Consider the following 23,532-nt stretch of genomic DNA (forward strand, 5'->3'; position numbering starts at 1 on the left):
CGGCGCCGGACGAGGCCGGTTGCGGCCGGGCGTCAGGGCAGGTCGGCGTCGGCCTTCGCGGCGAGCAGCACGTGCAGCAGTGCGTCGCGGCGGGCCGCGAGGGCGGTGTGGTCGATCCCGGCGAGCGCCTCGTCCACGCCGGCCACGAGCTTGGCGGTCAATTCGGGGGTGAGCGACGGGTCGCCGAGGTCGCGCCACCACGCCTCGGTCGGCGGTCCGAGGTGCGCCAGGACGTGCGCGATGCCACCCGCCCCGCCGGACAGGTGCTGGTTGGCGAACGGTCCCAGGATCGCCCAGCGCAGGCCGGGCCCGTACGCGATCGCGGTGTCGATGTCGGCCACCGTCGCCACACCCCGGTCGACCAGCGAGTACGCCTCCCGCCACAGTGCCGCCTGGAGCCGGTTGGCCAGGTGGCCGGGCAACTCGCGGCGGACCCGGATCGGCTTCTTGCCGACCGCCGTGTAGAACGCGAGCGCGGTGTCGACCGCGTGCTCGGTGGTGAGCTCCCCGGGCACGACCTCGACGAGCGGGATCAGGTGCGGCGGGTTGAACGGGTGGCCCACGAGCACACGTTCCGGGTGCGCGGTGCAGTCGCGGGCGATCACCGTGGCCGCCATGCCGGACGAACTGCTGGCCAGGACGACCCCCGGACGCGCCGCCGCGTCGAGGCGGGCGAACAGCTCGCGCTTGACGTCCTCGCGTTCGGGGCCGTTCTCCTGGACGAAGTCGGCCGCGGCTGCGGCCTCGGCGGCATCCGCGGTGAACGTCAGCCGGTCGGGCCGGGCGGCGTGCGCCGGGTCGGTACCGGCCGGGGTCGGCCGGAGCGCGGCGACGTCGGCGCGCAGCCGCTCCTCGGCACCCGGGGCCGGGTCGGCGGCGATCACGTCCAGCCCGCGGGCCAGGAAGTGCGCGGCCCAACTCGCCCCGATCACGCCGGTGCCGACGATCGCGACGCGGGCGATGCCGGCGTACCGCGTCGCGGCGCCCGCGGCGGCGTCCGACTCGTGGTCGGTGTCCGTGCTCATGGGGTTCTCCGTTCTGCGGCGAGGGCGCGGAAGGCGTCGAGCGCGGTCGGGTCGGCGAGGGTGTCCGGCCCGAGGACGTCGGCGACGTCCGCGCCCAGCAGGATGCGCTTGACCGGCAGTTCGAGCTTCTTGCCGGTGCGGTTGCGTGGCACGGCCGCGACGGCGATGACGGCGTCGGGAACGTGTCGCGGCGAGAGCGCGCCGCGCAGTTCCCGGACGATGCGCTCGTGCAGTTCCGCGCCGAGTCCCTCCCCCGACGCGGGGACGACGAACAGCAGCAACTCCCCGTTGCCGCCCGCCGCGTCCTCCAGGTGCACGACGAGGCTGTCCGCGACCTCCGGGATCTCCTCGACGACCCGGTAGAACTCGGCGGTGCCCAGCCGCACGCCGCCGCGGTTGAGCGTGGCGTCCGAGCGCCCGGCGATCACGCAGCTCCCGGTCTCGGCGAAGCGCGCCCAGTCCCCGTGCCGCCACACGCCCGGGTAGGTGTCGAAGTAGGCCGCGCGGTAGCGGGAGCCGTCGGTGTCGCCCCAGAAGCCGACGGGCATCGACGGCATGGGCACGGTGATGACGAGTTCGCCGAGTTCGCCGACGACCTCCCTGCCGTCGGCGTCGAACGCGGCCGCGGCGACCCCGAGCGCCGGTCCGGAGATCTCGCCGGCCCGCACCGGCTGCCACGGACCGCCCTGGACGATGCCGCCGCACACGTCCGTGCCGCCGCTGCCGACGTTGAGCAGCACTCGGTCGCCGAACTGCTCGTGGACCCAGCGGTAGCCCTCCGGCGGCAGCGGGCTCCCGGCGGCGCCGATCTGGCGCAGCGCGGCGAGGTCGTGCGCGCGGCCCGGGTTCAGTCCGGCGCGGCGGCAGGCCATGAGGTAGCCGGGGCCGGCGCCCAGCAGCGTCGCCTCGGTCTCGGCGGCGATGCGCCATTGCGCGTCGAGGTCGGGGTACAGCGGGTTGCCGTCGAACAGCACCGGGCACGCGCCGACGAGCAGGCCGGACACCAGCGCGTTCCACATCATCCACGCGGTGGTGGTGAACCACACCATGCGGTCGCCCGGGGTCAGATCCCAGCTGAGTGCGTGGTTCTTGAGGTGTTCGAGCAGGATGCCGCCGTGGCCGTGCACGATCGCCTTGGGGCGGCCGGTGGTACCGGACGAGAAGAGTACGTACAGCGGATGGTCGAACGGCACGGGGTCGGTGTCCGCGCTGCCTGGCTCGGCGAGCAGTTCGTCCCACCCGAGGGTGTCGGGCACGGTGCCGGAGCCGTAGGGGACGCAGACCACCGTGCGCAGCGTCGGCAGTGCGGCGCGGATCTCCGCGACGGTCGCGCGGCGGTCGATGTGCTTGTCGCCGTACCGGTAGCCGGGCACGGTGAGCAGCACCGCGGGTTCGATCTGGGCGAATCGGTCGACCACGCTGCGCGCGCCGAACTCCGGTGCGCAGCTTGCCCATACGGCGCCCAGGCTCGCGGTGGCGAGGAACGCGACGACGGTCTCGGGGATGTTGGGCAGGTAGGCCGCGACCCGGTCGCCCCGGCCGACGCCCAGGCGGCGCAGTCCGGCGCGGGCGCGGCCCACCCGGTCGCGCAGCTCGGCCCGGCTCAGCTCGACGCGGTCGCGGGTCTGCGAGTACGCGATGAGCGCGGGCGTCGAGTCGTCGACGCCGGCGCCGTGCAGGGCGTGCCGGGCGTAGTTGAGGGTGGCGCCCGGGAACCAGCGGGCGCCGGGCATGCCGTGGTCGGGGAGCACGGCATGTTCGGGGCCGGCGAACCGGACCCGGAAGAAGTCCCGGACGGAGGTCCAGAATTCCTCGGGCCGGGTGATCGACCAGCGGTGCAGTTCGCGGTAGTCGGCGAAGGACTCGCCCCGGGCGGCCTCGACGTGGCGCACGAAGCGGCCCAGTTCGGTGGTGTCGAGCACATCCGCGGCGGGTGCGCGCAACAATTCGGGCGCGTCCTGCCGGGCGGCGCCGGGGGTTGCGGGGGTGGTCACGAGCGGCCGACCTTTCCGGCGCGGCCGGCGAGGAAGGCGCGCATGCGGGTCTTGGCCTCGTCGCTGCCGGAGGCGACGGCCGCCATGAGCGATTCGAGCAGGTAGCCCTCGTCGGGGCCGGCCTCCGCGATCCGAGGCAGCGCCTGGAGGACGGCGAAGTTGGTGATGGCCGCGTTGTCGGCGATGTGTCGGGCGAGTTCGAGGGCGCGGCCGAGGCCCTCGCCGGCGCCGGTCAGGTATTGCGACAGGCCGAGGGCCTGGCCGTCGGCGGCGTCGACGACGCGGCCGGTGAGCATCATGTCGGTCATGCGGTGCACGCCGATCAGCCGCGGGACGCGCACCGATGCGCCGCCGCCGACGAACAGGCCGCGTTGTCCTTCGGGCAGTGCGTAGAAGGTGCTCGGTTCGGCGACCCGGATGTGCGCGGCGCACGCCAGTTCGAGACCGCCGCCGACGACCGCGCCCTTGAGGACCGCAACGACGGGCACGTCGCCGCGTTCGATGCGCTCGAAGGCACGGTGCCACATGCGCGAGTGCCGCAGTCCGGCGAGCGTGTCGCTCTCGGTGAGTTCGGACAGGTCCAGTCCGGCGCAGAAGTGCTCGCCCTCGGCGTCCAGGACGACGGCGCGCACGTCCGGCGGGGGCGCCGCGAAGAACGCTTCCAGGCCCAGGACCGTCGCGTCGTCGAGGGCGTTGCGCTTGCCCGGGCGGGCCAGGCGCAGGACCGCGACGGGGCCATGCCGCTCGACGTGCAGGGACGACGGCAGCGCGGGCGTCGTGGTGGATGTGGCCGTGGTTGCGGTCGGTGGGCCCTCGGGGGCCGGGACGGTGTGGACGGCGGGGCGGGTCATGCGCAGGTTCCTTCCACGTCGGCGAATTCCGTGGCCGCTCGGGCGCGCAGCTCGACGCGGCGGATCTTGCCGGTGGCGTTGGCGGGGAGTGCGGTCACGAAGACGACGTACTTGGGGATCTTGAAGCGGGCCAGGTGTGCCTCCAGGTGGGAGCGCACGCCGGATTCGTCGAGGGCGATGCCCTCGCGCGGTTGGATGTAGGCGACGCCGACCTCGCCCCAGCGGGCGTCGGGGACGCCGACGACGGCGGCGTGGGCGACCGCGTCGAGCCGGAGCAGCACGGCTTCGACCTCGGCGGGGTACACGTTCTCGCCGCCGGAGATGATCAGGTCCTTGACCCGGTCGGTGACCGATGCCCAGCCGTCGGAGTCGACGCTGAGCAGGTCGCCGGTGCGAAACCATCCGTCGACGAACGCGTCGACGGAGTCGGCGGGCCGGTTCCAGTAGCCGGAGAAGACGTGCGGGCCGCGGACGAGCAACTCGCCGGGCGGGCCGGCGACGATGGTGGGGCGGTCGGCGCGGAGCATGGCGACGTCGGTGAAGAAGTGCGGGACGCCGACCGAGACGGGGCGCTCGGCGGCGCCGGAGGCGGGCGCCATGTACACGCCCGGCGCGGCCTCGGTCATGCCGTAGCCCTGATGGAGGCGCACGCCGCGGTCGAGCCACGCGCGGGCGACGCGCTCCTGGACCGGCGAGCCGCCGTAGACGACGCCGGTCAGCGATCCCAGGTCGACGTCCGCCCACCGCGGGTGTTCGCACATCATGCGCAGCATCGTGGGCACCGCAGAGAAGGCGGTGATCCGGGCCCGCTCGATGCGGTCGAGGATGGCCCCCGCGTCGAACCTGGGGACCGGTTCCACGCTGCCGCCCTTGAAGAAGGTCGGCAGGGTGACCTGGCCGAGCCCGGTGGCGTGGAACAGCGGCGAGATGCACAGCGTGCGTTCGTCCCGTCCGATGTCGAGGTGCGCGAGCTGGTTGACCGTGTTCCAGGTCAGGTTGGCGTGGCTGAGCACGGCGGCCTTGGGCCGGCCGGTCGTGCCGGAGGTGTAGAGCAGGACGGCCGGGTCGTCGAGGTCGACGGCGGGCGGTGCGTCGAGCGGGGGGCCGGCGGCGATCGCGGCGGCCAGGCCGGTCGGGCGGGCGGGGGCCGGGTCGGCCGGGTCCGCGGAGTGCGTCGGGTCGGCCGGTCGTGCCGGGTCCGCCGGCCCTGCGGGGGCTGCGGGGGCTGCCGGTCGTGCCGGGTCTGCCGGTTCTGCCGGGATGAGGATGCGCAGTGTGCCGGGCAGCGGCGCCGCGGCGGCCAGGAGTGCGTCGACGTCCGGGCTGTGGACGAGCACGGCCGCCCCCGAATCCGCCAGCATGTAGCGGATTTCCGTGCCGGAGAGCCGGAAGTTCAGCGGCACGGCGATGGCGCCGAGCAGCCACGTGGCGAAGAACGTCTCGAACGTGCTCGCGGCGTTGACGCCGAGGTAGGCCACGCGGTCCCCGGGGCGCACCCCGCGCTCGGCCAGGTGCCCCGCCAGCCGTGCCGTGCGGTCGGCGAGGGCGGCGTAGGTGAGGGTGCGGCCGGCCTCGACGAGTGCCGTGCGTTCCGGGGAGATCCGGGCGCGGCGGGCGGGCCACGTGCCGAGACCGAAGTTGGCGCGGGTGCCCTCGGCTGTGGTGTTCATGGATGGGTCCTCCACGTCGAGGCAATGACAGGAATCCTTATATCAAGATTCCGTGCAATGGTCATCGGGGCGGGACGCGCGTCCCGGCATGCGAGACTCGGGGTGCACACGGCGGAATCACGGAACGAGGAGCGAGGAGTGGGCGTATGGCGGCGGGGGCCACGGGGGACGACGCACCGGGCGTGTCCGCTCCGTTGTTGCTGTACGCGGTCAAGCAGGTCGAACTCGCGGTGCGCGCACTCCTGGACGACCTGCTGCGCCCGACGGGCATCACCGCCCTGCAGTACACCGCGCTCACCGTGCTCGACCGTCGCGACGGCCTGACCAGCGCCGAACTCGCCCGCAACTCGTTCGTGACCCCGCAGGCGATGCGGGATCTGGTCACGGCCCTGGAGAAACGCGGCCTGATCGCCCGCCGCCACGACCCCGCGCACCGACGCCGCCTGCTCATCGCCCTCACCCCGGCCGGACGCACGCTCCTGGCGCAGACCAGGGACGAGGTCGACGCACTGGAGGAGCGCATGCTCGACGGTCTCTCGGAGGCCGAGCGCCGGGCGTTCCGCGACTACCTCAACCGGGCCCGGACCGCACTCGCGGGGGGCCCGGCGCAGTAGGCGGGCGGTGGGCGGGGCCGTCCGGCGTCGGGCGGGCGGCCGGTCCGGCGGCCGGACGGGCTGCGGGCCGCCGGGGCGCGTCCGGGCGACCGGCCCGCGCGGGCCGAGTCCCGCGCAGGGCGATGGGCCGGTGGGACGGTTCGACCCCGCCCCACCGGCCGTGCGATCGCCTCCTCAGGCGGGCAGGATCGCCGGACGCACCCGCGGCGTCCGGGCCTCGATCGCGGCCGCGGCGTCGAGCAGCAGGTCCTCGCGGAACCGCCCGCCGATCAGCTGCACGCCCGAGGGCAGCCCGTCGGCGACGCCGGTCGGGACCGCGAGCGCCGGGAAGCCCAGCACCGGAACGGCCTGCAACGGCCACTGCGCGGCCACGACTTCGCGCATCCGCGCGTCGCCCACCAGGTCGGCGTCCTGCTCCAGCGGCGGCTCCGCCGACACCGGGGTGAGCAGGATGCGGTCCCCACCGAGGTACTCCTGCAACCGGGTGACGAGCGTGCCGCGGCGCGCATAACCCCGGATGTAGGTGGCCAGGTCCGGCTGTTCTCCCCAGATCGCGGCGGCGGCGCGGAACGTCGATGCCAGCGAATCCCGCACGCCCGCGTCGCCGAACCGCTCGATCTCCGGCAACATCGTGCGCAGTTCCTCGAACAGCAGCAGCGACCACAGGCGCGCGGCCTCGGCGAGCAAGGGCAGTTCGACCTCCTCGACCAGGTATCCGGCCTCGGCGAGCACCCGCGAGGCCGTGTCGATCGCCGCGTTCACGGCCGGCTGCGGCTTGGCGATGCCGACGTCGCGCACCACGGCGACCCTGACCGGACCCGCCGCTGCGCCGCTCGGCAACAGCGCCGGGATCCCGACCGGATCGCGCAGGTCCGGCGTGGCCATGACGTGCATCGCGGCTCGCAGGTCGGCGATCGTCCAGGCCATCGGGCCGTGCACGGCCATCGTCTGGAACGACATCGGGCTGTCGAACTCGACCTCGCCGGACGGCTCCCACGCGGACACCAGGCCGACCGTCGGACGAATTCCCACCGCGCCGCAGCAGTACGCCGGGTAGCGGATCGACCCGCCGATGTCGTTGCCCTGGGCGATCGGCACCATCCCGGCGGCGAGTGCGGCGGCGGCCCCGCCCGAGGACCCGCCGGGGGTGCGGCCGTGGTTCCACGGGTTCAGCGTCCGTCCGTGCAGGTCGTTCTGGGTGAACCAACGCACGGCGAACGCGGGGCTGTTGCTGCGGCCCAGGAGCACCGCGCCCGCCTCCCGCAACGCCGCCACACACGCCGCGTCGTCGGATGCGACGAGGCCGGACCACGCGGGGATGCCGTGCGAGGAGGCGTACCCGCGCTGGGAGGTGTTGATTTTGGTGGCGGTCGGGACGCCGTGCAGGGGGCCGAGCGGGCCGCCGGCCGCGACGGCGCGGTCGGCCGCGTGCGCCTGCGCCAGGACTTCGTCGGGGCGGATGTCGACGAGAGCGTTGACCACCGGGTTGACCGCTTCGATCCGGCCGAGGAACGCCTCGGCGACCTCGACGGCGGTGAACTCGCGGGCGCGGATCCCGGCGGCCAGGTCGATCGCGGGGCGATTCCACAGGGCGTCGGCGTCGGCGCCGCGGCCGGCGCCCCGGCGGGCTCGGCGGAGTCTGCGAAGTTCGTCATCGTGTGCGCGTCCAGGGGTGCGGGGATGGATGGGGTCATGACGCGGTGCCGCCGAGGTACGCCGCCCACGGCATGTTCATGTACGCGAACGACGCGGGCGCGCCGCTGATGCGCTTGTTCATGAACATGCGCTGGTGCGGGGCGACGAGGTAGATCACCGGCAGGGTCGGGGTGTAGGCGGCCTGTGCCCGGGCGAACGCCCCGGCGGCGGCCGAGGGGTCGGCGGCGGTGCGGGCCTGGTCGAGGAGGTGGGTCGCCTCCGGGTTGCGGTAGTCGGTCCAGTTGAACAGGGCACCCTCATTGACCATGTCGGCGACGTAGGAGGGGGCGTCGGGGGCCGCGACGTAACCGAAGGTGACGACGAGGTCGAGGCCGTCGCGGATCGACGGATCGTAGAACAGCGAGGACATTTCGGTCGGCTGCAACTGCCGGATCTCGATGTCGACGCCGATCTTCTTCGCCGCGGCCTGGAGGAAGGTGACGATCTGGAGGTCCCGCTGGTCACCCGCGGGTATCGCGGTCACCAGCGGGCGCTTCGGCGCGCCGACCTCGGCGACGAGTTGCCGGGCACGGTCGAGGTCCGGCCCGGCGATCGCCGGTAGGGCATCGTACGCGGCGTTCAACTGCGCCGCGGCCGGGTCGCCCGCCCAGGTCGGCGGCGGGGTGAGGGACTTGAGCAGTGTGGCGTCGCCGCCGAAGGCGTTCTTGATCAGCGCGTTGCGGTCGACGGTCAGGGACAGCGCGTCCAGCAGGCGACGGTCGGCTGCGGGCGTCCGTGGATTGCCGGGGACCAGCATCACGTTCTGCGTCGCGGGACCGAGGTGGATGCTTCCGTTGTTCGCCTTGGCGAGTGCCGCGGCGCTGCCGGGCGGGAGTTCGTACACCCCGTCGATCTCGCCGGACAGGAGGGCGCCGGTCAACGTGTTGCCGTTCGTCACGAAACGGAAGACGACCTGGGCGGCCTTGGGCCTGAGCCGCGTGTCCCAGTAGGCGTCGTTGCGCGTGATCGTGATGTTGTCGCCGGACTTCCAGGACGCGAGCCTGAACGGGCCGGAGCACATGACGCCGCCGGTGGGGGTGCCGTAGCCGGCGCCGGCCTTCGCGGCGAAGGTCTCCTGGACGACCGCGCCGAAGGGGGTCACCAGGGCCTTGAACAGGCCCTCGTCATGAGCCTTGGTGCGCAGCGTGACCTGGTGCGGGCCGGTCGCCTCGATGGCGGTGACCTGGGCGAGGGCGCTCCCGTAGATGCCCTGCGTCTTCGGGTCGGTCTGGCGTCGAAGGCTGTACACGACGTCCCGGGGGGTGAGCGGCGTGCCGTCCCAGAACGTCACCCCCGGTCGCAGGTCGAGCACGAGGTTGTGTTCGTCCGCCCAGGTGGCCTTCTCGGCCAGACCGGGGCCGATGGAGAAGTCCGGGGCCATCCGCAGCAGCGTGTCGCAGAGGTTCGCGACCACCGTCTGCGGCGAGTAGTCACCGACCTTCGCGGGATCCAGGGTGGTCGGCTCGCCCATCGGCAGCGCCCAGGTCACGCGGTCGAGGGCACCGGCGCCGGGCGGCGTGGTGCTGCTCAACGAGGCACCGGACGACGGCTTCGCGCCGCTGCCGGACCCCGCCGAACAGGCCGTGCCGGCGGCCAGCGAGGCACTCACCAGCAGGGCGAGCGCCTGTCTTCTTGCAGCCATGGCCGAAGCTCCTTGCGATGAAGAGGGTTGCCGGCACGCGCTCCGCCGGGCCCGGAGCGGCGGCACGACGCCGTAATAAACGAACGTCATATAACGTTGTTTCATCACGTAGGCTTCCACCCGATGAACACGGCCGTCAACCCCTCACCCGCCCCGATCCGCCTCCGAGCCCTTCCCCCGGCTGCCCGACGGCCCGTCCGGACAGCCTTCGCGCCCGCGCGGCGGTGGCGGCGGCGGTGAGCAAGAGTGGCTCAGCCTGCGGTCGACGGTCCGGGGGTTCGCAGGGCTGCCGCGGTGCGGGTCGCCTGTGTGGCCACACCTGCGATGCTCGATGTGATGAACGAGCCGCCGGACAGGTCGCCGACCACGTGCACGCGCGGGTCGGCGGGGAGCAGGCCGCCGGAGGGGTGGAGGGTGGCCAGACCGTTGGCCGTCAGTGATCGCACCAGGGGTCGGGCGGCGTCCGGGATCGCCTCCGCGGACGCGTTCACCGCGTTGACGACGACGTGCGCGGTGTGTCGGCCCTCGGCAGTGTGCACCCGGAACCGCCCGTTCACCGGCTCGATCGCCTCGATGCCGGAAGAGACGGCGAGCTGACCGGAGTCCAGGAGCCGCATCAGCACGGACGCGTTCACCGGGACCATCGGCGAAGCGACGCTCGTGACCGTGCGGAGGTGGCGCCGCAGCCAGGCGCGGTCGGATTCACGCAACAGGTGCCATGCGTACGGGCCGACGCTGTGCGCCGTCTCCTGCACCACCCGACGGCCCACCCGCGGGTCGTCGACTGCGGCGAGTTGGCGCCGGAGCCGTTGCACCGGATCGTCGGTGCGGGTATCGCGGAGTTGGGCCGCGAGATCGTCGAAGTTCTCGCCCGTGTCCGCCAGTTCCATGCGCAGCAGGCCGACCAGGTCGTCGAGCGCGAGCTGTCCCCGGGCGCGATGCAACGCTGCCACCCGCTCGACGGTCACGTGGTTCGGGCGTCGGCCGTTCGGGCGCTGCCACACGTACGGGAGCACCCCGCTGCGCGACAGGAGCGTGATCCGCCCCGGATACCCGTGCGCGGCGAGGGCCACGACGACGTCGACGGCGGTCAGGCCGCTGCCGACGACCGCCACATCGTCGCCGGCGGCAATGCGGTCGAGCGTGCCGGCGAGCGGATAGGGATCCGCCGTGAAGCCGGCGTGCCCGGCAAGTCCGTACGGGTCCGGGGAAGTTCCCCCACCCACGCACAGCGCCACGCGGTCGGCCGGATACTCCTGCCCGTCGTCCGTACGCAGGACCGGGCGCGGGCCGGAGCGGACGGCGATGTCCGTCACCCGCGCGGCCACGACGCGCACGGGCCGGCCCTGTTCGCCCAGCGCCGCCACGGCCTTCTCCGCGGTGTGGACCAGGTACTCGCCGTAGAGTGCGCGCGGGACCAGCGGTTGGCCGAGAAGCGGGTCCATGTGCTCGGCACCGCGTTCGCCCAGCCAGGCCGCGAAGTGGCCGAAGTCGCCGCCCCGGACCGACATGAGGGCCGGCGGCGTGTTGACCAACACCGCGTCCAGGTCCGGTCCGTACGGTCGCCCCCGCCACAGGTGCGGCGACGGCTCGAAGACCGTGATGGTGCCGGTCCCGCCCCCTGCGGCGTCGCCCTCGGTGCCGGCCAGCGCGTCCAACAGGCCGACGGCTGCCGCGCCTCCCCCGACGATCGCGATATCCATGATGTGCCTCTCCGGTGGTCGTATGCCACCGACCCTGTCCCTCCTTGCCGTGGCGTCCCATCCCCCGCTTCCGGGAGATCGGTCCGGAACGACCCCCTCGATCGAGGGGTACCGTGCCGTGGGGCCACAGGACAGGCTGGGGGACCGGAAGGTGCGGGGAGCGGGGCAGGCCGGAGCCGGAAGGTGTGCGGCGTCGGGACGGGATCGGGGGACCTGAAGGTGTGCGGCATCGGGGGCTGGACGAGGGAGCGGCAGGTGCCCGGGACCGGGGCGGGCGAGTGGCGGGCCGATCGGTGGCGGGGGCGGGCATGAACGATCGACATGCACCCGTGCTGGCCGCCGCCGAACAGGCCGCCGACGCAATGGAGTTGTTCGGCCGCGTCTCGGCCCGGCTGCGGCGGCTGGTGCCGTTCCAGTCGGCCGTGTGGACTGCCGCCGACCCGGAGACCGGCCTGATCACCGCACCGATGCTGGTGCAGAACCTGGGCTCCGGGGAGGGCTGCGCGGCCTACTGGCAAAGCGAACTGCTGGAGGAGAACGTGTTGCCGTTCCGCGAGCTGGCCCGTGCCCCCGTACCGGCGGCCGGGTTGCGCGCGGCCACCGGCGATCTGCCCGCCCGCAGCGCCCGGTTCCGGCGCCTGCTGCTGTCCCAGGGCGTGCACGACGAGCTGCGCGCGGTGCTTCGGATCGGCGACCGGCCGTGGGGCCTGGTGAGCCTGTTCCGCACCACCGAGGCGTTCCGCCCGCAGGAGACCGCGTTGCTCGCCGACCTGTCCCGTCCGCTGGCCGGGCGGCTGCGCACGCTCGCCCGGCCGTTCACGTCCGCGCGCGGCACGGACTCCCCGGCGCCCGGCCTGATCCTCTTCGACGAATCCGGCGAAGCCATGTCGGCCAACGACGAGGCACGGCACCACCTCGCGCGGCTGCCGGAGGGGCCGTCGTTCGGCACGCCGCTGGGGCTGACGCTGCCGATCTGGGTGATCGGCACGGCACTCCAGGCCCGCGCCATCGCCGACGGCCGGGATCGCGGCAGCGCCCGGGTGCGCATCCGGACCACCGAGGGCCGTTGGCTCAGCTGCCACGCCTCGTGCCTCACCGGACCCGGCGGCAGGCCCGGCCCGGTGGCCCTGGTCATCGAGCCCGCGACGCCCGCCGACCTGGCGGTGCTGGTCGCCGAGGCGTACGGCCTGACCTCACGGGAAGTCCAGATCACCCAGCTCACCGCACGCGGGCTGACCACCGCCGAGATTGCCACGGCACTGTTCATCTCGCCGCACACGGTCCGCGACCACCTCAAGACGATCTTCACCAAGGCCGAGGTATCCAGCCGGGGCGCACTGGTGGCCCGGCTGTTCACGGACCACCACTGGCCGGCCCGGACGTAGCCGAGGCGACTCCGGCGCCCCGGTCGACCACGCCTGCCCGGGCCCGGCCGCGCTAGCGAGGCGTCGTCACGTGGAACTCGTTGCCGTCGGGGTCGGCCATTGCCACCCGGTCGCCCTCGTCCGGGCCGGTGTCGATTCGAGTGGCCCCGAGCGAGAGCAGACGGTCGACCTCCGCCCGTCGATCACCGTCGACGGGTGGAGCGAGGTCGAAGCGCAGCCGGTCCCTGCCCGTTCTCGGCATCAGCGGCGGACCACCCCACGTGATCTTCGGACCACCGTGTGGCGAGCGAATCGCGGTCTCCTGGTCCTGATCCCAGACCAACGGCCGGCCCAGTGCCTCGCTCCAGAAGTACCCGACCTCCTGCGAACCGTCGCAGGCCAGCGCTCCGATGAACCCGCAGTCGGCGAGGAATTCGTTGCCCGGCGCGATGACGCAGAACTCGTTGCCTTCGGGGTCCCGCAGCCGAGTATTCGACGCGACGTTCCCGCACTCCGGCCGCCAGCCTCCCGCGCCGATCGCGCCGATCGCGCGCCCTCGTGTTCGACGTGATCATCGCCGGCCGAAGAGCCCACTTCCGTCGCACCCGCCCGTGCCCGGTTCCGTGCCCGGACGTGCGGGTGGGGAGCCCCGGGCCACGGATCCGCCGGTGCCGATCGGTAGCGCCGCCGGCCTCCCGGAACCACCGGGCGGGCCGGCATGAGGCCGCGAGGCCAGGGGTAGCCGAGGTGAATGAGAACCCAAGGGACACCCGACGCACCGGCGGCACGCATGGGGGCAGGAGCGATCGACGGTGCCCCGGACGGGCACACGGCACTGGTGGAGAGCCGGTTCGCCCGGTTCGCGACCGGCCCCGGACGGAACCTCGCGCTACCCGGTGCCGGTGCCACCGGCGCGCGGTGGCGGACCCTGGCCGCGCTCGCCGAGCAGGATCTCGCGCTCGGCCGACTGGCGGAAGGGCACGCCGACGCGCTCGCCATCATCGCCGAGGTCGACCCGGGCGTCGCGCGCGTGCCGCCCGGGTCGCGCTGGGGCGTCTGGGCGGCCGAGCCGCCGGGCAGTCGGCTGACCGCAACGCGGCGGGACGGGACCTGGATACTCGACGGCGTCCGGCGCTACTGCTCCGGCGCGCTGATGTGTACGCACGCCCTGGTCACCGCCGACACCGCGGACGGCTCCCGGCTGTTCCGGATCGACCTCGACCACGTCGGCTACCGGCCCCGGCCCGACTCCTGGCCGGCGGTGGGCATGGCGGCCAGCCAGACCCTCGACGTCGAGCTCGACGGAGTGCCGGGCCAGCCGCTCGGCTCGGTGGGCGCCTACCTGGACCGACCCGGGTTCCACCACGGCGGAGCCGGCGTCGCGGCCTGCTGGTTCGGCGGCGCCCGCGCGGTGGCCCGCCCGCTGACCGCCGCCGCCCGCGCCGGGCGCCTGGACGCGCACGGCCTGGCCCACCTGGGCACGGTCGACCTCGCACTGCACACCGCGGCGCAGGCGCTGCGCACCGCCGCGACGGAGATCGACGCGGATCCGGCGGACCGGACCGGCACCGCCGAGGTTCGTGCGCTGCGGGTACGCGCGCTGGTGGAGCGCACCTGCGCCGACGTCCTGGAACACGTCGGGCGCGCCCTGGGTGCGGAACCGCTGTGCCACGACGCCGGGCACGCCCGCGCGGTCGCCGACCTCACCGTCTACATCCGGCAGCACCACGCGGAGCGCGACCTGGCCCGACTCGGCGCCCTCGCCGCCGCACCGCCGGAACGCGAGCGAACCGAGACCGGGGGAACCGAGACCGGGGGAACCGAGACCGGAGGAACCGCGACCGGGGGAACCGAGACCGAGCGAACCGAGACCGGGGGAACCGGGACGGAACGAACGAAGGCGGCCACCCGATGACGACCGAGCCCATGACCGAGCCGATCACCGCGCCCATGACCGAGCCCACCACTGTGCCCATCACCGAGCACATCACCGACGCGGCACCGGAGCACGAGAACGCGATCCAGGCGCCCGGCACGCCCGAGCCCGCGTGGGCCCGGTGGCGCGGACTGGACCGCCTGCCCCGGGTCACCCCCCGGGTGGTCGGCGGACTCGTGGTGGTCGCGGCCCATCCCGACGACGAGATCCTGGGCGCGGGCGGGCTGCTGGCGAGTGTTCTGGACGCCGGCGAGCGGGTCCGGGTCGTCGTGCTCACCGACGGCGACGCCTCGCATCCGAACGGCCCGATCCCGCCGGCCGACCTGGTGGCCCGCCGGATCGAGGAGAGCAGGCGGGCCCTCGCCGTGTTGTCGCCGGGCGGGCCGGCCGCCGAGATCGTGCGCCTGGGTCTGCCCGACACCGCCGTCGCCGCACACGAGGCGGCCACGATCCCGGCCCTGGCCGAGTTGCTGGCCGGGTACGCACTGTGTGCCGCGCCGTGGTCCGGCGACCTGCACGCCGACCACGAGGCGGCCGGTCGCATCGCGGCCGGAGCGTGCGCGGCGGCCGGCGTCCGGCTGGTCGAGTATCCCGTGTGGATGTGGCACTGGGCCGAGCCCGCCGACCCTCGGGTGCCGTGGGAGCGGGCGGTCCGCATCGACCTGAACCCCGAACGGGTCCGCCGCAAGCAGCGCGCGATCGGGTGTTTCGAGACGCAGATCGCACCGCTGCATCCGGGGCTGGACGACCGGGTGATCCTGCCGCCGGAGGAACTCGCCCACTTCGAAAGGTCCTTCGAGGTGTTGTTCCGGTGAGCCGCATACCGCCCCCGCACCACCGGTTCGAGGACCTCTACGCACACTCCCCGGACCCCTGGCAGTTGGCCGAACGCGCCTACGATCGGCGCAAGTACGCGCTCACGCTGGCCGCCCTGCCCCGGGAGCGCTACCGCAGCGCGTTCGAACCGGCCTGCTCGGTGGGGGTGTTGACCGCCGCGCTGGCCCCGCGCTGCGACCGGCTGCTGGCCTGCGACCTGGCGTCGGTCGCGGTGGAGCAGGCGCGGGCGCGAACCCGGGGCCTGCCCGGCGTCACCGTCGAGCGGCGGACCCTGCCGCAGCAGTGGCCGACCCCCGCCGACGCACCGGACGCGGTCCCCTTCGACCTCGTCGTGCTCTCCGAGTTCCTCTACTACTTCGACCCGGCCGGCGTCGCGGACGTGCTGCACCGGGCCCGAGCCACACTCGCGCCCGGCGGCACGCTGGTCGCGGTGCACTGGCGACCGCCCGCCGACGAGCACGTACTGCCCGCCGAACGGGTACACGCCGCCGTGTGCGCGTTGCCCGGCCTGGTCCGGATCGTCGAACACCGCGAGCCCGACTTCCTGTTGGACGTGCTCGTCCGGGCGGACGCGCCCGCTGCGGAGGTGTCGCCCGCGGCCCGTGAGGGGCTGCGTTGAGCCCCCGTCGGGCGGGCCGACCGGTGCGTGCGGTGGCGGTGGTCGTACCGGCGCGCGACGAGGAGGCCGAACTGCCGGGCTGCCTGGCCGCGTTGGACGTGGCCCGGGCACGCCTGGCGGCCCGGGGGGTGGCCACGACCGTCGTGGTCACCGCCGATCGTTGTCGCGACCGCACCACCGAGATCGCGCAGGCCTTCGGCGCCCGGGTGGTCGAATCACGCGCGGGCGCCGCGGGTGCGGCCCGAGCGGCGGGATTCGCCGCCGTGTTGGCGGAGGATCGCGGCGACCCCGAGGACCTGTGGCTGGTGAGCACCGACGCGGACAGCCGAGTGCCGCCGAACTGGCTGACCCGGCAGGTCTCCTGGGCCGCCCGGGGCTGGGACGCGGTGGCCGGGACCGTTTCGGTGATCGACTGGAGCGGTCATCCACCGGGCAGCGCCGCCGCGTTCGCGACTCGGTACGACTCCTGGAGCGGTAACTCGCCGCACGTGCACGGCGCCAACCTCGGCTGTTCCGCCGGCGCGTACCTGGAGGTCGGCGGCTTCGCCCCGCTGGCGGTGGGCGAGGACCGGGCCCTGGTGGAAGCCCTGGAGGCTTCCGGCCGCCGGGTCTTGCGCACCGCGGCGTTGCGGGTGCTGACGTCGTCCCGCCTGGACTACCGGGCGCCCGCGGGCTTCGGCCACGACCTGCGCCGGCAGGCCGACGCCATCGGCGGCTGAGCCCGGCGCCCCACGCGCGAGCACCGCGGCCCGGCCCGACCCGCCTGCCCGCGCGATCGCCGCGCCCGCACCGAGGACGCACCGAAGCGAGTCCGCGCGGATCGAGGCGTAGGTGAACCCGTTCGCCCGGTGGTCGTCTCGGCGCGCCCTCGGTGGGCTCAACGGTCCTGTGCGGGGGAGCCGTGGCGTGTCGCCGGGCGGCGGCGGATGGTGTGGGTGAGCGCGAGACGGTCGGTGCGCAGGGCGGCGCGGGCGGCATTCGCGCCGCAGGCCCCGTGCACACCGCCGCCGGGGTGAGCGGAGGCGGAGGCCAGGTACAGCCGGCGGACCGGCGTCTCCGAACGGCCGAGGCCGGGGACGGGGCGGAAGACCAACTGCTGGTGAAGCGCGGCGGTTCCGCCGTTGAGGGCGCCGCCGACCAGGTTCTCGTTCGCTGCCTCCAGAGCGAGCGGGGACAGGATCCGGCGCGCGGTGATCCGTGAGCGAAACCCCGGGGCGAAGGATTCGACGCGTGCTTCGACCCGGTCCGCGTAGGCCTCCGCCTCGGCGGAGTCCCAGCGTCCGGTGAGGGTGCCGCCGAGGTCCTCGGTGACGTGCCGGGGCACGTGCGTGTACGCCCATGCGGATTCCGTCCCGGCGGGGGAACGCGTGGGGTCCGTCGTGGTCATCTGCCCCAGGAGCAGGAACGCGTGGGCGGGCAGCCTGCCCGAGCCGACCTGCACGGCGTAGTCGGAGAGTTCGGCGAGATCTGCGGCGACATGCACGGTCCCGGCGTCGGCCGCCTCGGGCGCGGTCCACGGGATCGGCCCGTTCAGGGCCCAGTCGACCTTGAACGTCCCCAGGTCCCAGGCGAATCGGCGCAGGTCCTCGCGCAACCGGGTCGGCAGGTCGTCCCAGGAGACGAGGCCGCCGTACAGCGTCGGCGCGGGCACGTCGGCCAGTACCGCTCTGCGGGCCCGCACCGCCTCGCCGTCCGCGGTGCGTACGCCCAGTGCCGTACCGCCCCGTACGACGACCGACGTCACCCGCGAGCCGCAGCGCACGATGCCGCCCTTGGAGGTGAGACGTAGGACGAGCGCGTCGGTCAGCGCGCCGGCGCCACCCATCGGGGCAGGCCAGCCGTACTGCTGGCCGAGCATGGCCAGGAGCCAGCCGAATGCCCCGCTCGGCACCGCGTCCGGCAACAGGTCCGCGTGCAGGGCGCACCCGGCCAACAACATCGTGGCGCCGACGTCGGAGAATTCCTCCTCGCCCAACCTGCGCACGGGCAGCGCCATCATCCGTGCGAAGCGCAGACCGTCCGCCAGGCCCAGTCGCATGGCGAGGGTGGCGCCCGATCGAATCGGCGGGAAGGGAGAGAGGAGCGAGTTCACCACATGCGGGTCCAACCGGTCCCACAGCGCCGACAACCGGCGCCACCCGCTCGCGTCGTCGGCGCCGAAATCCGCCGCCAGCCCCGCGGCCGTGGCATCGACGCCGCGACGCAGCGTGGCGCACCGGCCGTCCGCGAGCGGGTGGGCGAGCACCGACGGGGCACGGGACCACCGGAGTCCGTACTCGTGCAGGTTCAGTGCCGCGATCGCCGGGGAGGCCGCGGCGAGCGGATGGAAGGAGCTGAACAGGTCGTTCACGAAGTCCGGATGCACCCCGCGGTCGCTGCGCACCGCGCCGCCGGGCACCTCCCGGGCCTCCAGTACCTCGACCCGCCACCCCTGGTCCGCGAGGATGTTGGCGGCCACGAGCCCGTTCGGACCGGCCCCGACGACCACGGCGTCAGCGTCGTCGGTCATCGGTCTCCTTCGAGTCCGCAGCCGGTGTCGAGCGTCGACTCCCGCGCTCGGATTCCGCGGCTTCCTCGTCCGGGGATTCCTCCGCGACCCGGGCGAGGTTGTGCAGCATCCTTCGGTTGCGCAGGTGCAGAAGGACCTCGCCCGGCGGCCCGTGGAGACGGGCGGCCGGCCCGCGCAGCGGATGCTCGTCCACCAGGACCAGGGTGTCGGTGTCCCACGGGAGCAGCTCGATGCCGATGCGAGCCGTTCCCAGCGGCGACGCCACGGCCTCCAGTTCCAGGCGGCTGCCCGGGACACAGAGCCGAACGACGCATTCGTCCCGGAACGTGATCGGCCCGAAACCGATCGTGTACTCCAGGCGGGCCCCCTGGCGGGGCCATGCCTCGTCGGCTCGCTCGATGCTTCGGGTGCCCACGACCCACTCGGCATAGCGTCTGGCATCCGCGAGTACGTCCCATACTCGTGCGGGATCCGCGTTGATCAACTGCTGTCGTCGCGCCATGCGCGGCGACTACCCGGTCCCGGGCACCCATACGCGGACCCGTTCGTGGTCCATGGGGCCCCTCCGCCCTCCGCAGGACGGAGGCGGGGCGGGCGGGCGGGTCAGTGGCGGCCGTGGGCGCTGTCCGATGCGCCGCCGAAGAGTCGGGCGACGGCCCGGAAGGGGAGGGTCACCACCGTGGCGATGGCACCGCCCACGGACCGCAGGACATCCGCTATGGCCTTGAACATCGGTGGTACCTCCGACCTGTCTGCCGGCGGACATTCGACGACCGCCGGGCACTGCCCCGTACGGTGCGTCTGCCCGATGGAGGATCGAGAAAACCGGCCCGATTCCGCGGCCGGAGCGCACTCACACCCCTCGGTCACATGCAGGCGCTTGCGGGTGGTTCGGGTGGATGCCGACCGGTGTCGACGGGAACCGCGCAGGGTTCGAGGGCCGTCGTGGGCCGGTGCTGCGGGCAGTGCGAGGCCGGCTCTGTTACTTTCGGATGCTGCCCGACCGGCAGCAGCCGAGCGATGTCGTGATCGACAGCCGGCATCGGGCCCCGAATCAGGACAGGACGCCGGTGAAGCCCCTTCCCAACGATGTGGCCACGGCGGGCGGGCTGCTCCGGGCCAGTCGTCATGCCGTCATAGAGGATCTTCCGAGGCTGATCGCCGCACACGCCCGACCGCTGGGGCTGTCGCGTCCGCTGATCTACCTCGTGGACGTGCAGCAGCAACTGCTGCGTCTGGTTCCTGGCCGCGGTACGAACGAGGCGGTGACGGACCGAGCCCCCGAGGCGCCCGAGGCCGAACTGCGCGTGGACGCCACCCTGGCCGGCCGGGCCTTCCAGAGCGCCGAACCCGTGGAGGCCCCGGCCGGCGCGGACCAGGGTGCGCCCGAGGAGACGCGGACGAGGCGGCTGTGGCTTCCGCTGACGGACGGGGCCGAACGCCTGGGCGTGCTGGGCCTGGAGACGGACGAGGTCGACGACGCCGTCCTGGACCGGGCGCTCGACCTCGCTCTCCTGGTGGGTCTGCTCTTGGTCAGCAAACGCGCGTACAGCGACTCCTACGAGCGCCTGGTACGCACCCGCCCGATGGGGCTCGCCGCCGAGATGCAGTGGACCCTGATGCCGCCCGGCTCCTTCGCCGGCGACCAGGCCACCGTCAGCGCGGCCCTGGAGCCCGCGTACGAGATGGGCGGCGACGCGTACGAGTACGCGGTCGACGGCGACACCGCGCACCTGGCCGTCTTCGACGCGATGGGCCACGACACCTCCGCCGGCCTCACCGTCGCCCTCGCCCTGGCCGGCTGCCGCAGCAGCCGCCGCCACGGGGTGGGCCTGGTGGAGACGAGCGAGGCGATCGAGACCGCCCTCCTGGAACAGTTCGGCCGCAGTCGCTACGCCACCGCGATCATCGGCCGGCTCGACCTGCTCAGCGGCCTGTTGACCTGGGTCAACCGCGGCCACCACCCGCCGGTCCTGGTCCGCAACGGCCAGTGGGTCGCCACCCTGCAACGCCCGCCGGCGCACCCGATGGGCACGGCCATGGGCCTGCCCGTCGAGCTGTACGAGGAGCAACTCGAACCCGGCGACTGGCTCCTGCTCTACACCGACGGGGTCACCGAGGCCCGCAACCCGGAAGGCGAGGTCTTCGGACTGGACCGGTTCGTGGACTTCGTGATCCGGCACATAGCCGATGGCCTCCCCGCGCCCGAGACCCTGCGCCGACTGATCCGGGCGATCCGCGAATACCACCTCGACCGGCTCCAGGACGACGCCACCATCCTGCTCCTGCAATGGCACGGCGCCGTCCGTCCGGGGCCCGGCTGACCGGGCCGGGTGGGGCCGCTCGCTCAGGCCGCGGGTCGGGCCGTGGCGAGGAGGTGCACGAGCATCAGGCCCGACCCACGTCGGCGCGGGAGCCGCACCAGGGAGGACACGACGGCGCGCGCGGTCGAACCGATCGCGCCGGCCCGTCGCCACACCTCCGCCACCGGTAGGCCCGCTCGGGCCCGACGACGGGTCGCGAGCGACCCCTCGCGCAACCGCGACACGAGCGACCGCCGGATCGAGGAGGTCCTCGCTCCGGCGCTCGACCGCCTCGGGCGGTGCGCAACGGCGGCGGCGTCGATGTCGGCCCAGACGGTCTTTCCGCCCCGGTGGGTCCGGACGCCCCAGTCGGTGGTGATCGTGTCGAGGATGTGCAGCCCGAAACCGCCCTCGTGTTCGGGGCCGGTGTCGCGCCGGGTCGGCATCCGGGGATCGGTGTCGGTGACGGACAACCGCGCCCCGCGCCGGGTCCGACGCAGGGCCAGGGCCACATCCCCCTCGGTGTACAGCTGTGCGTTGGTCAACAGTTCGGACAGGACCAGGACGGCCGGCGCGACCCGATCCTCGTCCCAGCCCCAGTCGGCGAGCGTGCTCCGCACCGCCTTCCGGGCCCGCCCGGAAGCACCGGTCCGTCGTGGCACGCGCCACCGGACGAGGGGACGACGAAGTCGAAACATGACCCTCCTCAAGGGGCACGAGGGCGGACGGCGGACGGTACTTCGGCTCGACATCGGCGCGCGGACCGCCAGGAAACGGATTCCTCGGCCGGATTCTCGTCCGGACGGCCCACGTGTGCGCGATCCGAGCCGGCGAGCAGCCACGACTCCTCCGCGCGGTCGTGACGAGCCCGCTGGTGCGGCGCCGGCAATCCTGTCGCAGCCGGCACCGTCGTGCCCGCACACCTGCCCCCCGACGGGCGCCTCAAGCGTCACCCATTCGACTGTTCCGCACCCGTCGGTCGCGGCGGTGCGGCGGCCGGCCCGGTTCACCCGTTCGGGCGCGTGCGCGGCGTCGTCGCCGGGGCAGGGATGGGGCGTGCGTGGTTCCTCCCCCGATGGGGGCTCCGGGGGACTGCGTGTGGTGGGCGTCTCCTCCCAACCGAGGGGGAGGAGGCGCCCGCGCGCTCGGGTGCCGGGCCTCGGACCCCCGGGTTCGTGGTGGTTGCCGGCGACCCGGACGGCCCGGTCGAGGCGCGGCTGTGGCGGCCGGGTGGGCGGCCGGGCGGGGCGCTACGGCATGGACGATGGTGGGCCGGCGACGGCGGCGTGGACTCCGGGCGGACCGTCGCCGCACGGCTGCACCCGTCGCGGGTGGGGAGCCGGACCGCGGGCTTCGTCGTCGAGCGTGTCTGGTATCACCACGTCCGCGTCGTCGGAGCCGGTGTCGTCGTCGGTGCCCGACCGTTCCGAACGCCGCCCCGGATCCGCGCTCGCACGTCTTTTGGGGGGTGGAACGGCGGGAGCGAAGTTGGCGAAGGGTTCGGCGGCGGCGATCAGGTCGGCCAGAGCCGGTGAGGTCGCGGCGTCGGGATGGGCGGCGAGTGCCCGGCGGGCGGCTGTGACCGCAGCGCGCAGTTCCTCGTGTCGGGTGGTGGGCATCGGTGGGTCCTTCTCCGGGTCGGTGTCGGTCCGGGGCCGGGCCCGACCGCGGGGTGTTCGAGTCCTACCCTCCCACCGGTTTGCGGAAGCAGGAGCCGGATCGGGGCCGGCCCGGGGCCCGATCCGCCGTTCTGCGCGATTCGGAGGCGATCGAGTCGGGGCCGGGTCGGAGCCGGAACCGCCCTGCGGCGGAGCGCGGTTGGGTGGTGCCGGTCGTCCCGTGGCAGCGGGGAGCGGTCGTCGGAGCGTTCGGGGCGAACGATCCTCGCGTTGCGCGGCATGTCGCGTCACCGGGTGCCACCGGGGCCGCCGGTAGGGTGCGGAGCATGATCAACTCATCTGCGGGCCTGTCCGATGCCGAAGTTGCGATAGCCGCGGCGAGTGCCGGCGCGGACGTGGTGCGTGACCTGTACGGGCGGCGACTGGCCCGGATCGACAAGGGCGGAGGGGACTTCGCCACCGCCGCCGATGTCGAGGCGGAGAAGACGATTCTCGGCGTGATCGGCGCGGCGCGACCCGACGACGCGGTGCTCGGTGAGGAGGGCGGGCAACGGGGCACCGCCGAGGCCGCGCGCCGCTGGCTGGTGGATCCCCTGTGCGGGACGTTGAACTACGCCGTCGGCACCATGGTGGTCGCCGTCAACGTGGCGCTGCGCGAGGGCGCGGCTGCGGTGGCCGACCCGTTCGGCGGCGAGATCTTCCACACCGACGGCGCGAGCGCGTGGGTGCGACGCGAGGGCGCGGACACGCAGTTGGTGCCCTCGTCCGCCTCGCGGTTGGTGGATGTCAACCTGGATCCGCCGTTCCCGAACGCACCGGGCTTTCGAGCCGTGGACCTGCCGGCCCATCCCGGGTTCGTCGAGCGGTTCCGGCCGCGGGTGGTGTCCTCGACGCTGGCGGTGGCCTGGGTCGCGGCCGGCAAGCGCGCCGCGTACGTCACCGACGGCGGCGACCTGTCGGGGAGTGTGCACTTCGCCGCCGGGATCGCGCTGTGCCGGGCGGCCGGTTGTGTGGTCACCGGGATCGACGGCGCCCCGATCGGCGAGGCGGGTCGCGGACTGGTCGTGGCCGCCGACGCCGAAACCCACGGGCTGCTGATGTCGATGATCCACCGCCGAGGCTGAAACGCGTACGCACGCCGGTCGGGCGGC

20 protein-coding genes and 1 pseudogene are annotated in these 23,532 nt (G+C 73.8%); 8 read left to right on the top strand and 13 right to left on the bottom strand.

The window, feature by feature from the left end:
- Positions 1-32: 32 nt before the first annotated feature.
- Genes ACIBM5_RS17665 through ACIBM5_RS17680 form a run of 4 tightly spaced genes read right to left on the bottom strand, consistent with a single transcriptional unit; the run spans position 33 to position 5,540 of the window.
- Positions 33-1,025 (bottom strand): 3-hydroxyacyl-CoA dehydrogenase NAD-binding domain-containing protein, encoded by a 993-nt coding sequence (locus ACIBM5_RS17665; protein WP_396007698.1) that lies wholly within the window; start codon positions 1,023-1,025, stop codon positions 33-35.
- Entirely contained in the window at positions 1,022-3,019 is a 1,998-nt protein-coding gene (locus tag ACIBM5_RS17670) for an acetoacetate--CoA ligase (protein WP_396007699.1), read from the bottom strand. Before ACIBM5_RS17670 ends, ACIBM5_RS17665 begins: the two co-directional genes overlap by 4 nt.
- Positions 3,016-3,870, bottom strand: coding sequence for a crotonase/enoyl-CoA hydratase family protein (locus ACIBM5_RS17675; protein WP_396007700.1), 855 nt, complete (start codon positions 3,868-3,870; stop codon positions 3,016-3,018). The genes ACIBM5_RS17670 and ACIBM5_RS17675 overlap by 4 nt, the downstream gene beginning before the upstream one ends.
- The gene (locus ACIBM5_RS17680) at positions 3,867-5,540 is read right to left on the bottom strand and encodes a long-chain fatty acid--CoA ligase (protein ID WP_396007701.1); all 1,674 of its coding nucleotides are present in this window, start codon (positions 5,538-5,540) and stop codon (positions 3,867-3,869) included. Before ACIBM5_RS17680 ends, ACIBM5_RS17675 begins: the two co-directional genes overlap by 4 nt.
- Positions 5,541-5,686: 146 nt before the next feature.
- On the opposite strand from ACIBM5_RS17680, the gene ACIBM5_RS17685 reads away from it, so the two are divergent.
- On the top strand, positions 5,687-6,154 hold the full coding sequence (locus ACIBM5_RS17685) for a MarR family winged helix-turn-helix transcriptional regulator (protein WP_396007702.1): 468 nt from the start codon (positions 5,687-5,689) through the stop codon (positions 6,152-6,154).
- A 174-nt stretch (positions 6,155-6,328) separates the two neighbouring features.
- On the opposite strand, the gene ACIBM5_RS17690 is transcribed toward ACIBM5_RS17685, so the two are convergent.
- From ACIBM5_RS17690 to ACIBM5_RS17700, 3 genes are all read right to left on the bottom strand, one after another.
- Positions 6,329-7,744: an amidase gene (locus ACIBM5_RS17690; protein ID WP_396007941.1), complete on the bottom strand. Its 1,416-nt coding sequence runs from the start codon at positions 7,742-7,744 to the stop codon at positions 6,329-6,331.
- 100 nt (positions 7,745-7,844) lie between these two features.
- On the bottom strand, positions 7,845-9,491 hold the full coding sequence (locus tag ACIBM5_RS17695; RefSeq protein ID WP_396007703.1) for an ABC transporter substrate-binding protein: 1,647 nt from the start codon (positions 9,489-9,491) through the stop codon (positions 7,845-7,847).
- A gap of 251 nt (positions 9,492-9,742) precedes the next feature.
- Entirely contained in the window at positions 9,743-11,194 is a 1,452-nt protein-coding gene (locus tag ACIBM5_RS17700) for an FAD/NAD(P)-binding protein (protein ID WP_396007704.1), read from the bottom strand.
- 308 nt (positions 11,195-11,502) lie between these two features.
- Between ACIBM5_RS17700 and ACIBM5_RS17705 the strand changes: the two genes are divergently transcribed.
- The gene (locus ACIBM5_RS17705) at positions 11,503-12,579 is read left to right on the top strand and encodes a LuxR C-terminal-related transcriptional regulator (RefSeq protein WP_396007705.1); all 1,077 of its coding nucleotides are present in this window, start codon (positions 11,503-11,505) and stop codon (positions 12,577-12,579) included.
- A 52-nt stretch (positions 12,580-12,631) separates the two neighbouring features.
- On the opposite strand, the pseudogene ACIBM5_RS17710 reads toward ACIBM5_RS17705, so the two are convergent.
- Positions 12,632-13,084: pseudogene (locus ACIBM5_RS17710) on the bottom strand (VOC family protein); the annotation flags it as partial.
- Between the two features lie 264 nt (positions 13,085-13,348).
- Between ACIBM5_RS17710 and ACIBM5_RS17715 the strand changes: the two are divergent.
- The 4 genes from ACIBM5_RS17715 to ACIBM5_RS17730 are packed head-to-tail and all read left to right on the top strand — an operon-like array spanning position 13,349 to position 16,669.
- Positions 13,349-14,473, top strand: a complete 1,125-nt coding sequence (locus ACIBM5_RS17715) for an acyl-CoA dehydrogenase (protein WP_396007706.1) — start codon at positions 13,349-13,351, stop codon at positions 14,471-14,473.
- Complete coding sequence (locus ACIBM5_RS17720) at positions 14,470-15,309, top strand: PIG-L deacetylase family protein (RefSeq protein ID WP_396007707.1); 840 nt, start codon at positions 14,470-14,472, stop codon at positions 15,307-15,309. Before ACIBM5_RS17715 ends, ACIBM5_RS17720 begins: the two co-directional genes overlap by 4 nt.
- Complete coding sequence (locus ACIBM5_RS17725) at positions 15,306-15,950, top strand: methyltransferase (protein WP_396007708.1); 645 nt, start codon at positions 15,306-15,308, stop codon at positions 15,948-15,950. The genes ACIBM5_RS17720 and ACIBM5_RS17725 overlap by 4 nt, the downstream gene beginning before the upstream one ends.
- Positions 15,947-16,669: a glycosyltransferase gene (locus ACIBM5_RS17730; RefSeq protein ID WP_396007709.1), complete on the top strand. Its 723-nt coding sequence runs from the start codon at positions 15,947-15,949 to the stop codon at positions 16,667-16,669. The genes ACIBM5_RS17725 and ACIBM5_RS17730 overlap by 4 nt, the downstream gene beginning before the upstream one ends.
- Positions 16,670-16,827: 158 nt before the next feature.
- Here the strand turns inward: ACIBM5_RS17730 and ACIBM5_RS17735 are convergent, their stop codons facing one another.
- From ACIBM5_RS17735 to ACIBM5_RS17745, 3 genes are all read right to left on the bottom strand, one after another.
- On the bottom strand, positions 16,828-18,459 hold the full coding sequence (locus ACIBM5_RS17735) for a phytoene desaturase family protein (RefSeq protein ID WP_396007710.1): 1,632 nt from the start codon (positions 18,457-18,459) through the stop codon (positions 16,828-16,830).
- Complete coding sequence (locus ACIBM5_RS17740) at positions 18,443-18,961, bottom strand: SRPBCC family protein (protein WP_396007711.1); 519 nt, start codon at positions 18,959-18,961, stop codon at positions 18,443-18,445. The genes ACIBM5_RS17735 and ACIBM5_RS17740 overlap by 17 nt, the downstream gene beginning before the upstream one ends.
- Before the next feature lie 101 nt (positions 18,962-19,062).
- Positions 19,063-19,191 carry an LPFR motif small protein gene (locus ACIBM5_RS17745; RefSeq protein WP_391583283.1) on the bottom strand — a complete coding sequence of 43 codons (129 nt, stop codon included), beginning with the start codon at positions 19,189-19,191 and terminating at the stop codon, positions 19,063-19,065.
- 338 nt (positions 19,192-19,529) lie between these two features.
- On the opposite strand from ACIBM5_RS17745, the gene ACIBM5_RS17750 reads away from it, so the two are divergent.
- Positions 19,530-20,783, top strand: a complete 1,254-nt coding sequence (locus tag ACIBM5_RS17750; RefSeq protein ID WP_396007712.1) for a PP2C family protein-serine/threonine phosphatase — start codon at positions 19,530-19,532, stop codon at positions 20,781-20,783.
- A 23-nt stretch (positions 20,784-20,806) separates the two neighbouring features.
- On the opposite strand, the gene ACIBM5_RS17755 is transcribed toward ACIBM5_RS17750, so the two are convergent.
- On the bottom strand, positions 20,807-21,514 hold the full coding sequence (locus tag ACIBM5_RS17755) for an ATP-binding protein (protein WP_396007713.1): 708 nt from the start codon (positions 21,512-21,514) through the stop codon (positions 20,807-20,809).
- Positions 21,515-22,012: 498 nt separating this feature from the next.
- Positions 22,013-22,381 (bottom strand): hypothetical protein, encoded by a 369-nt coding sequence (locus tag ACIBM5_RS17760; protein WP_396007714.1) that lies wholly within the window; start codon positions 22,379-22,381, stop codon positions 22,013-22,015.
- Between the two features lie 326 nt (positions 22,382-22,707).
- Here ACIBM5_RS17760 and ACIBM5_RS17765 point away from each other — a divergent pair, with 326 nt between their 5' ends.
- A complete protein-coding gene (locus tag ACIBM5_RS17765) occupies positions 22,708-23,505 on the top strand; it encodes an inositol monophosphatase family protein (RefSeq protein ID WP_396007715.1) in 798 nt (265 codons plus the stop codon).
- Positions 23,506-23,532 lie beyond the last annotated feature (27 nt).

The sequence above is a fragment of the Embleya sp. NPDC050493 genome (genome assembly GCF_044458105.1).
Classification (GTDB): Bacteria; Actinomycetota; Actinomycetes; order Streptomycetales; family Streptomycetaceae; genus Embleya.

Bases quoted from the DNA above. Each gene is read 5' to 3' on its own strand.
- ACIBM5_RS17665 (WP_396007698.1), bottom strand. From the start codon at position 1,025: ATGAGCACGGACACCGACCACGAGTCGGACGCCGCCGCGGGCGCCGCG.
- ACIBM5_RS17675 (WP_396007700.1), bottom strand. From the start codon at position 3,870: ATGACCCGCCCCGCCGTCCACACCGTCCCGGCCCCCGAGGGCCCACCG.
- ACIBM5_RS17680 (WP_396007701.1), bottom strand. From the start codon at position 5,540: ATGAACACCACAGCCGAGGGCACCCGCGCCAACTTCGGTCTCGGCACG.
- ACIBM5_RS17685 (WP_396007702.1), top strand. From the start codon at position 5,687: ATGGCGGCGGGGGCCACGGGGGACGACGCACCGGGCGTGTCCGCTCCG.
- ACIBM5_RS17695 (WP_396007703.1), bottom strand. From the start codon at position 9,491: ATGGCTGCAAGAAGACAGGCGCTCGCCCTGCTGGTGAGTGCCTCGCTG.
- ACIBM5_RS17700 (WP_396007704.1), bottom strand. From the start codon at position 11,194: ATGGATATCGCGATCGTCGGGGGAGGCGCGGCAGCCGTCGGCCTGTTG.
- ACIBM5_RS17705 (WP_396007705.1), top strand. From the start codon at position 11,503: ATGAACGATCGACATGCACCCGTGCTGGCCGCCGCCGAACAGGCCGCC.
- ACIBM5_RS17715 (WP_396007706.1), top strand. From the start codon at position 13,349: ATGGGGGCAGGAGCGATCGACGGTGCCCCGGACGGGCACACGGCACTG.
- ACIBM5_RS17720 (WP_396007707.1), top strand. From the start codon at position 14,470: ATGACGACCGAGCCCATGACCGAGCCGATCACCGCGCCCATGACCGAG.
- ACIBM5_RS17735 (WP_396007710.1), bottom strand. From the start codon at position 18,459: ATGACCGACGACGCTGACGCCGTGGTCGTCGGGGCCGGTCCGAACGGG.
- ACIBM5_RS17740 (WP_396007711.1), bottom strand. From the start codon at position 18,961: ATGGCGCGACGACAGCAGTTGATCAACGCGGATCCCGCACGAGTATGG.
- ACIBM5_RS17745 (WP_391583283.1), bottom strand. From the start codon at position 19,191: ATGTTCAAGGCCATAGCGGATGTCCTGCGGTCCGTGGGCGGTGCCATC.
- ACIBM5_RS17755 (WP_396007713.1), bottom strand. From the start codon at position 21,514: ATGTCGAGCCGAAGTACCGTCCGCCGTCCGCCCTCGTGCCCCTTGAGG.
- ACIBM5_RS17760 (WP_396007714.1), bottom strand. From the start codon at position 22,381: ATGCCCACCACCCGACACGAGGAACTGCGCGCTGCGGTCACAGCCGCC.
- ACIBM5_RS17765 (WP_396007715.1), top strand. From the start codon at position 22,708: ATGATCAACTCATCTGCGGGCCTGTCCGATGCCGAAGTTGCGATAGCC.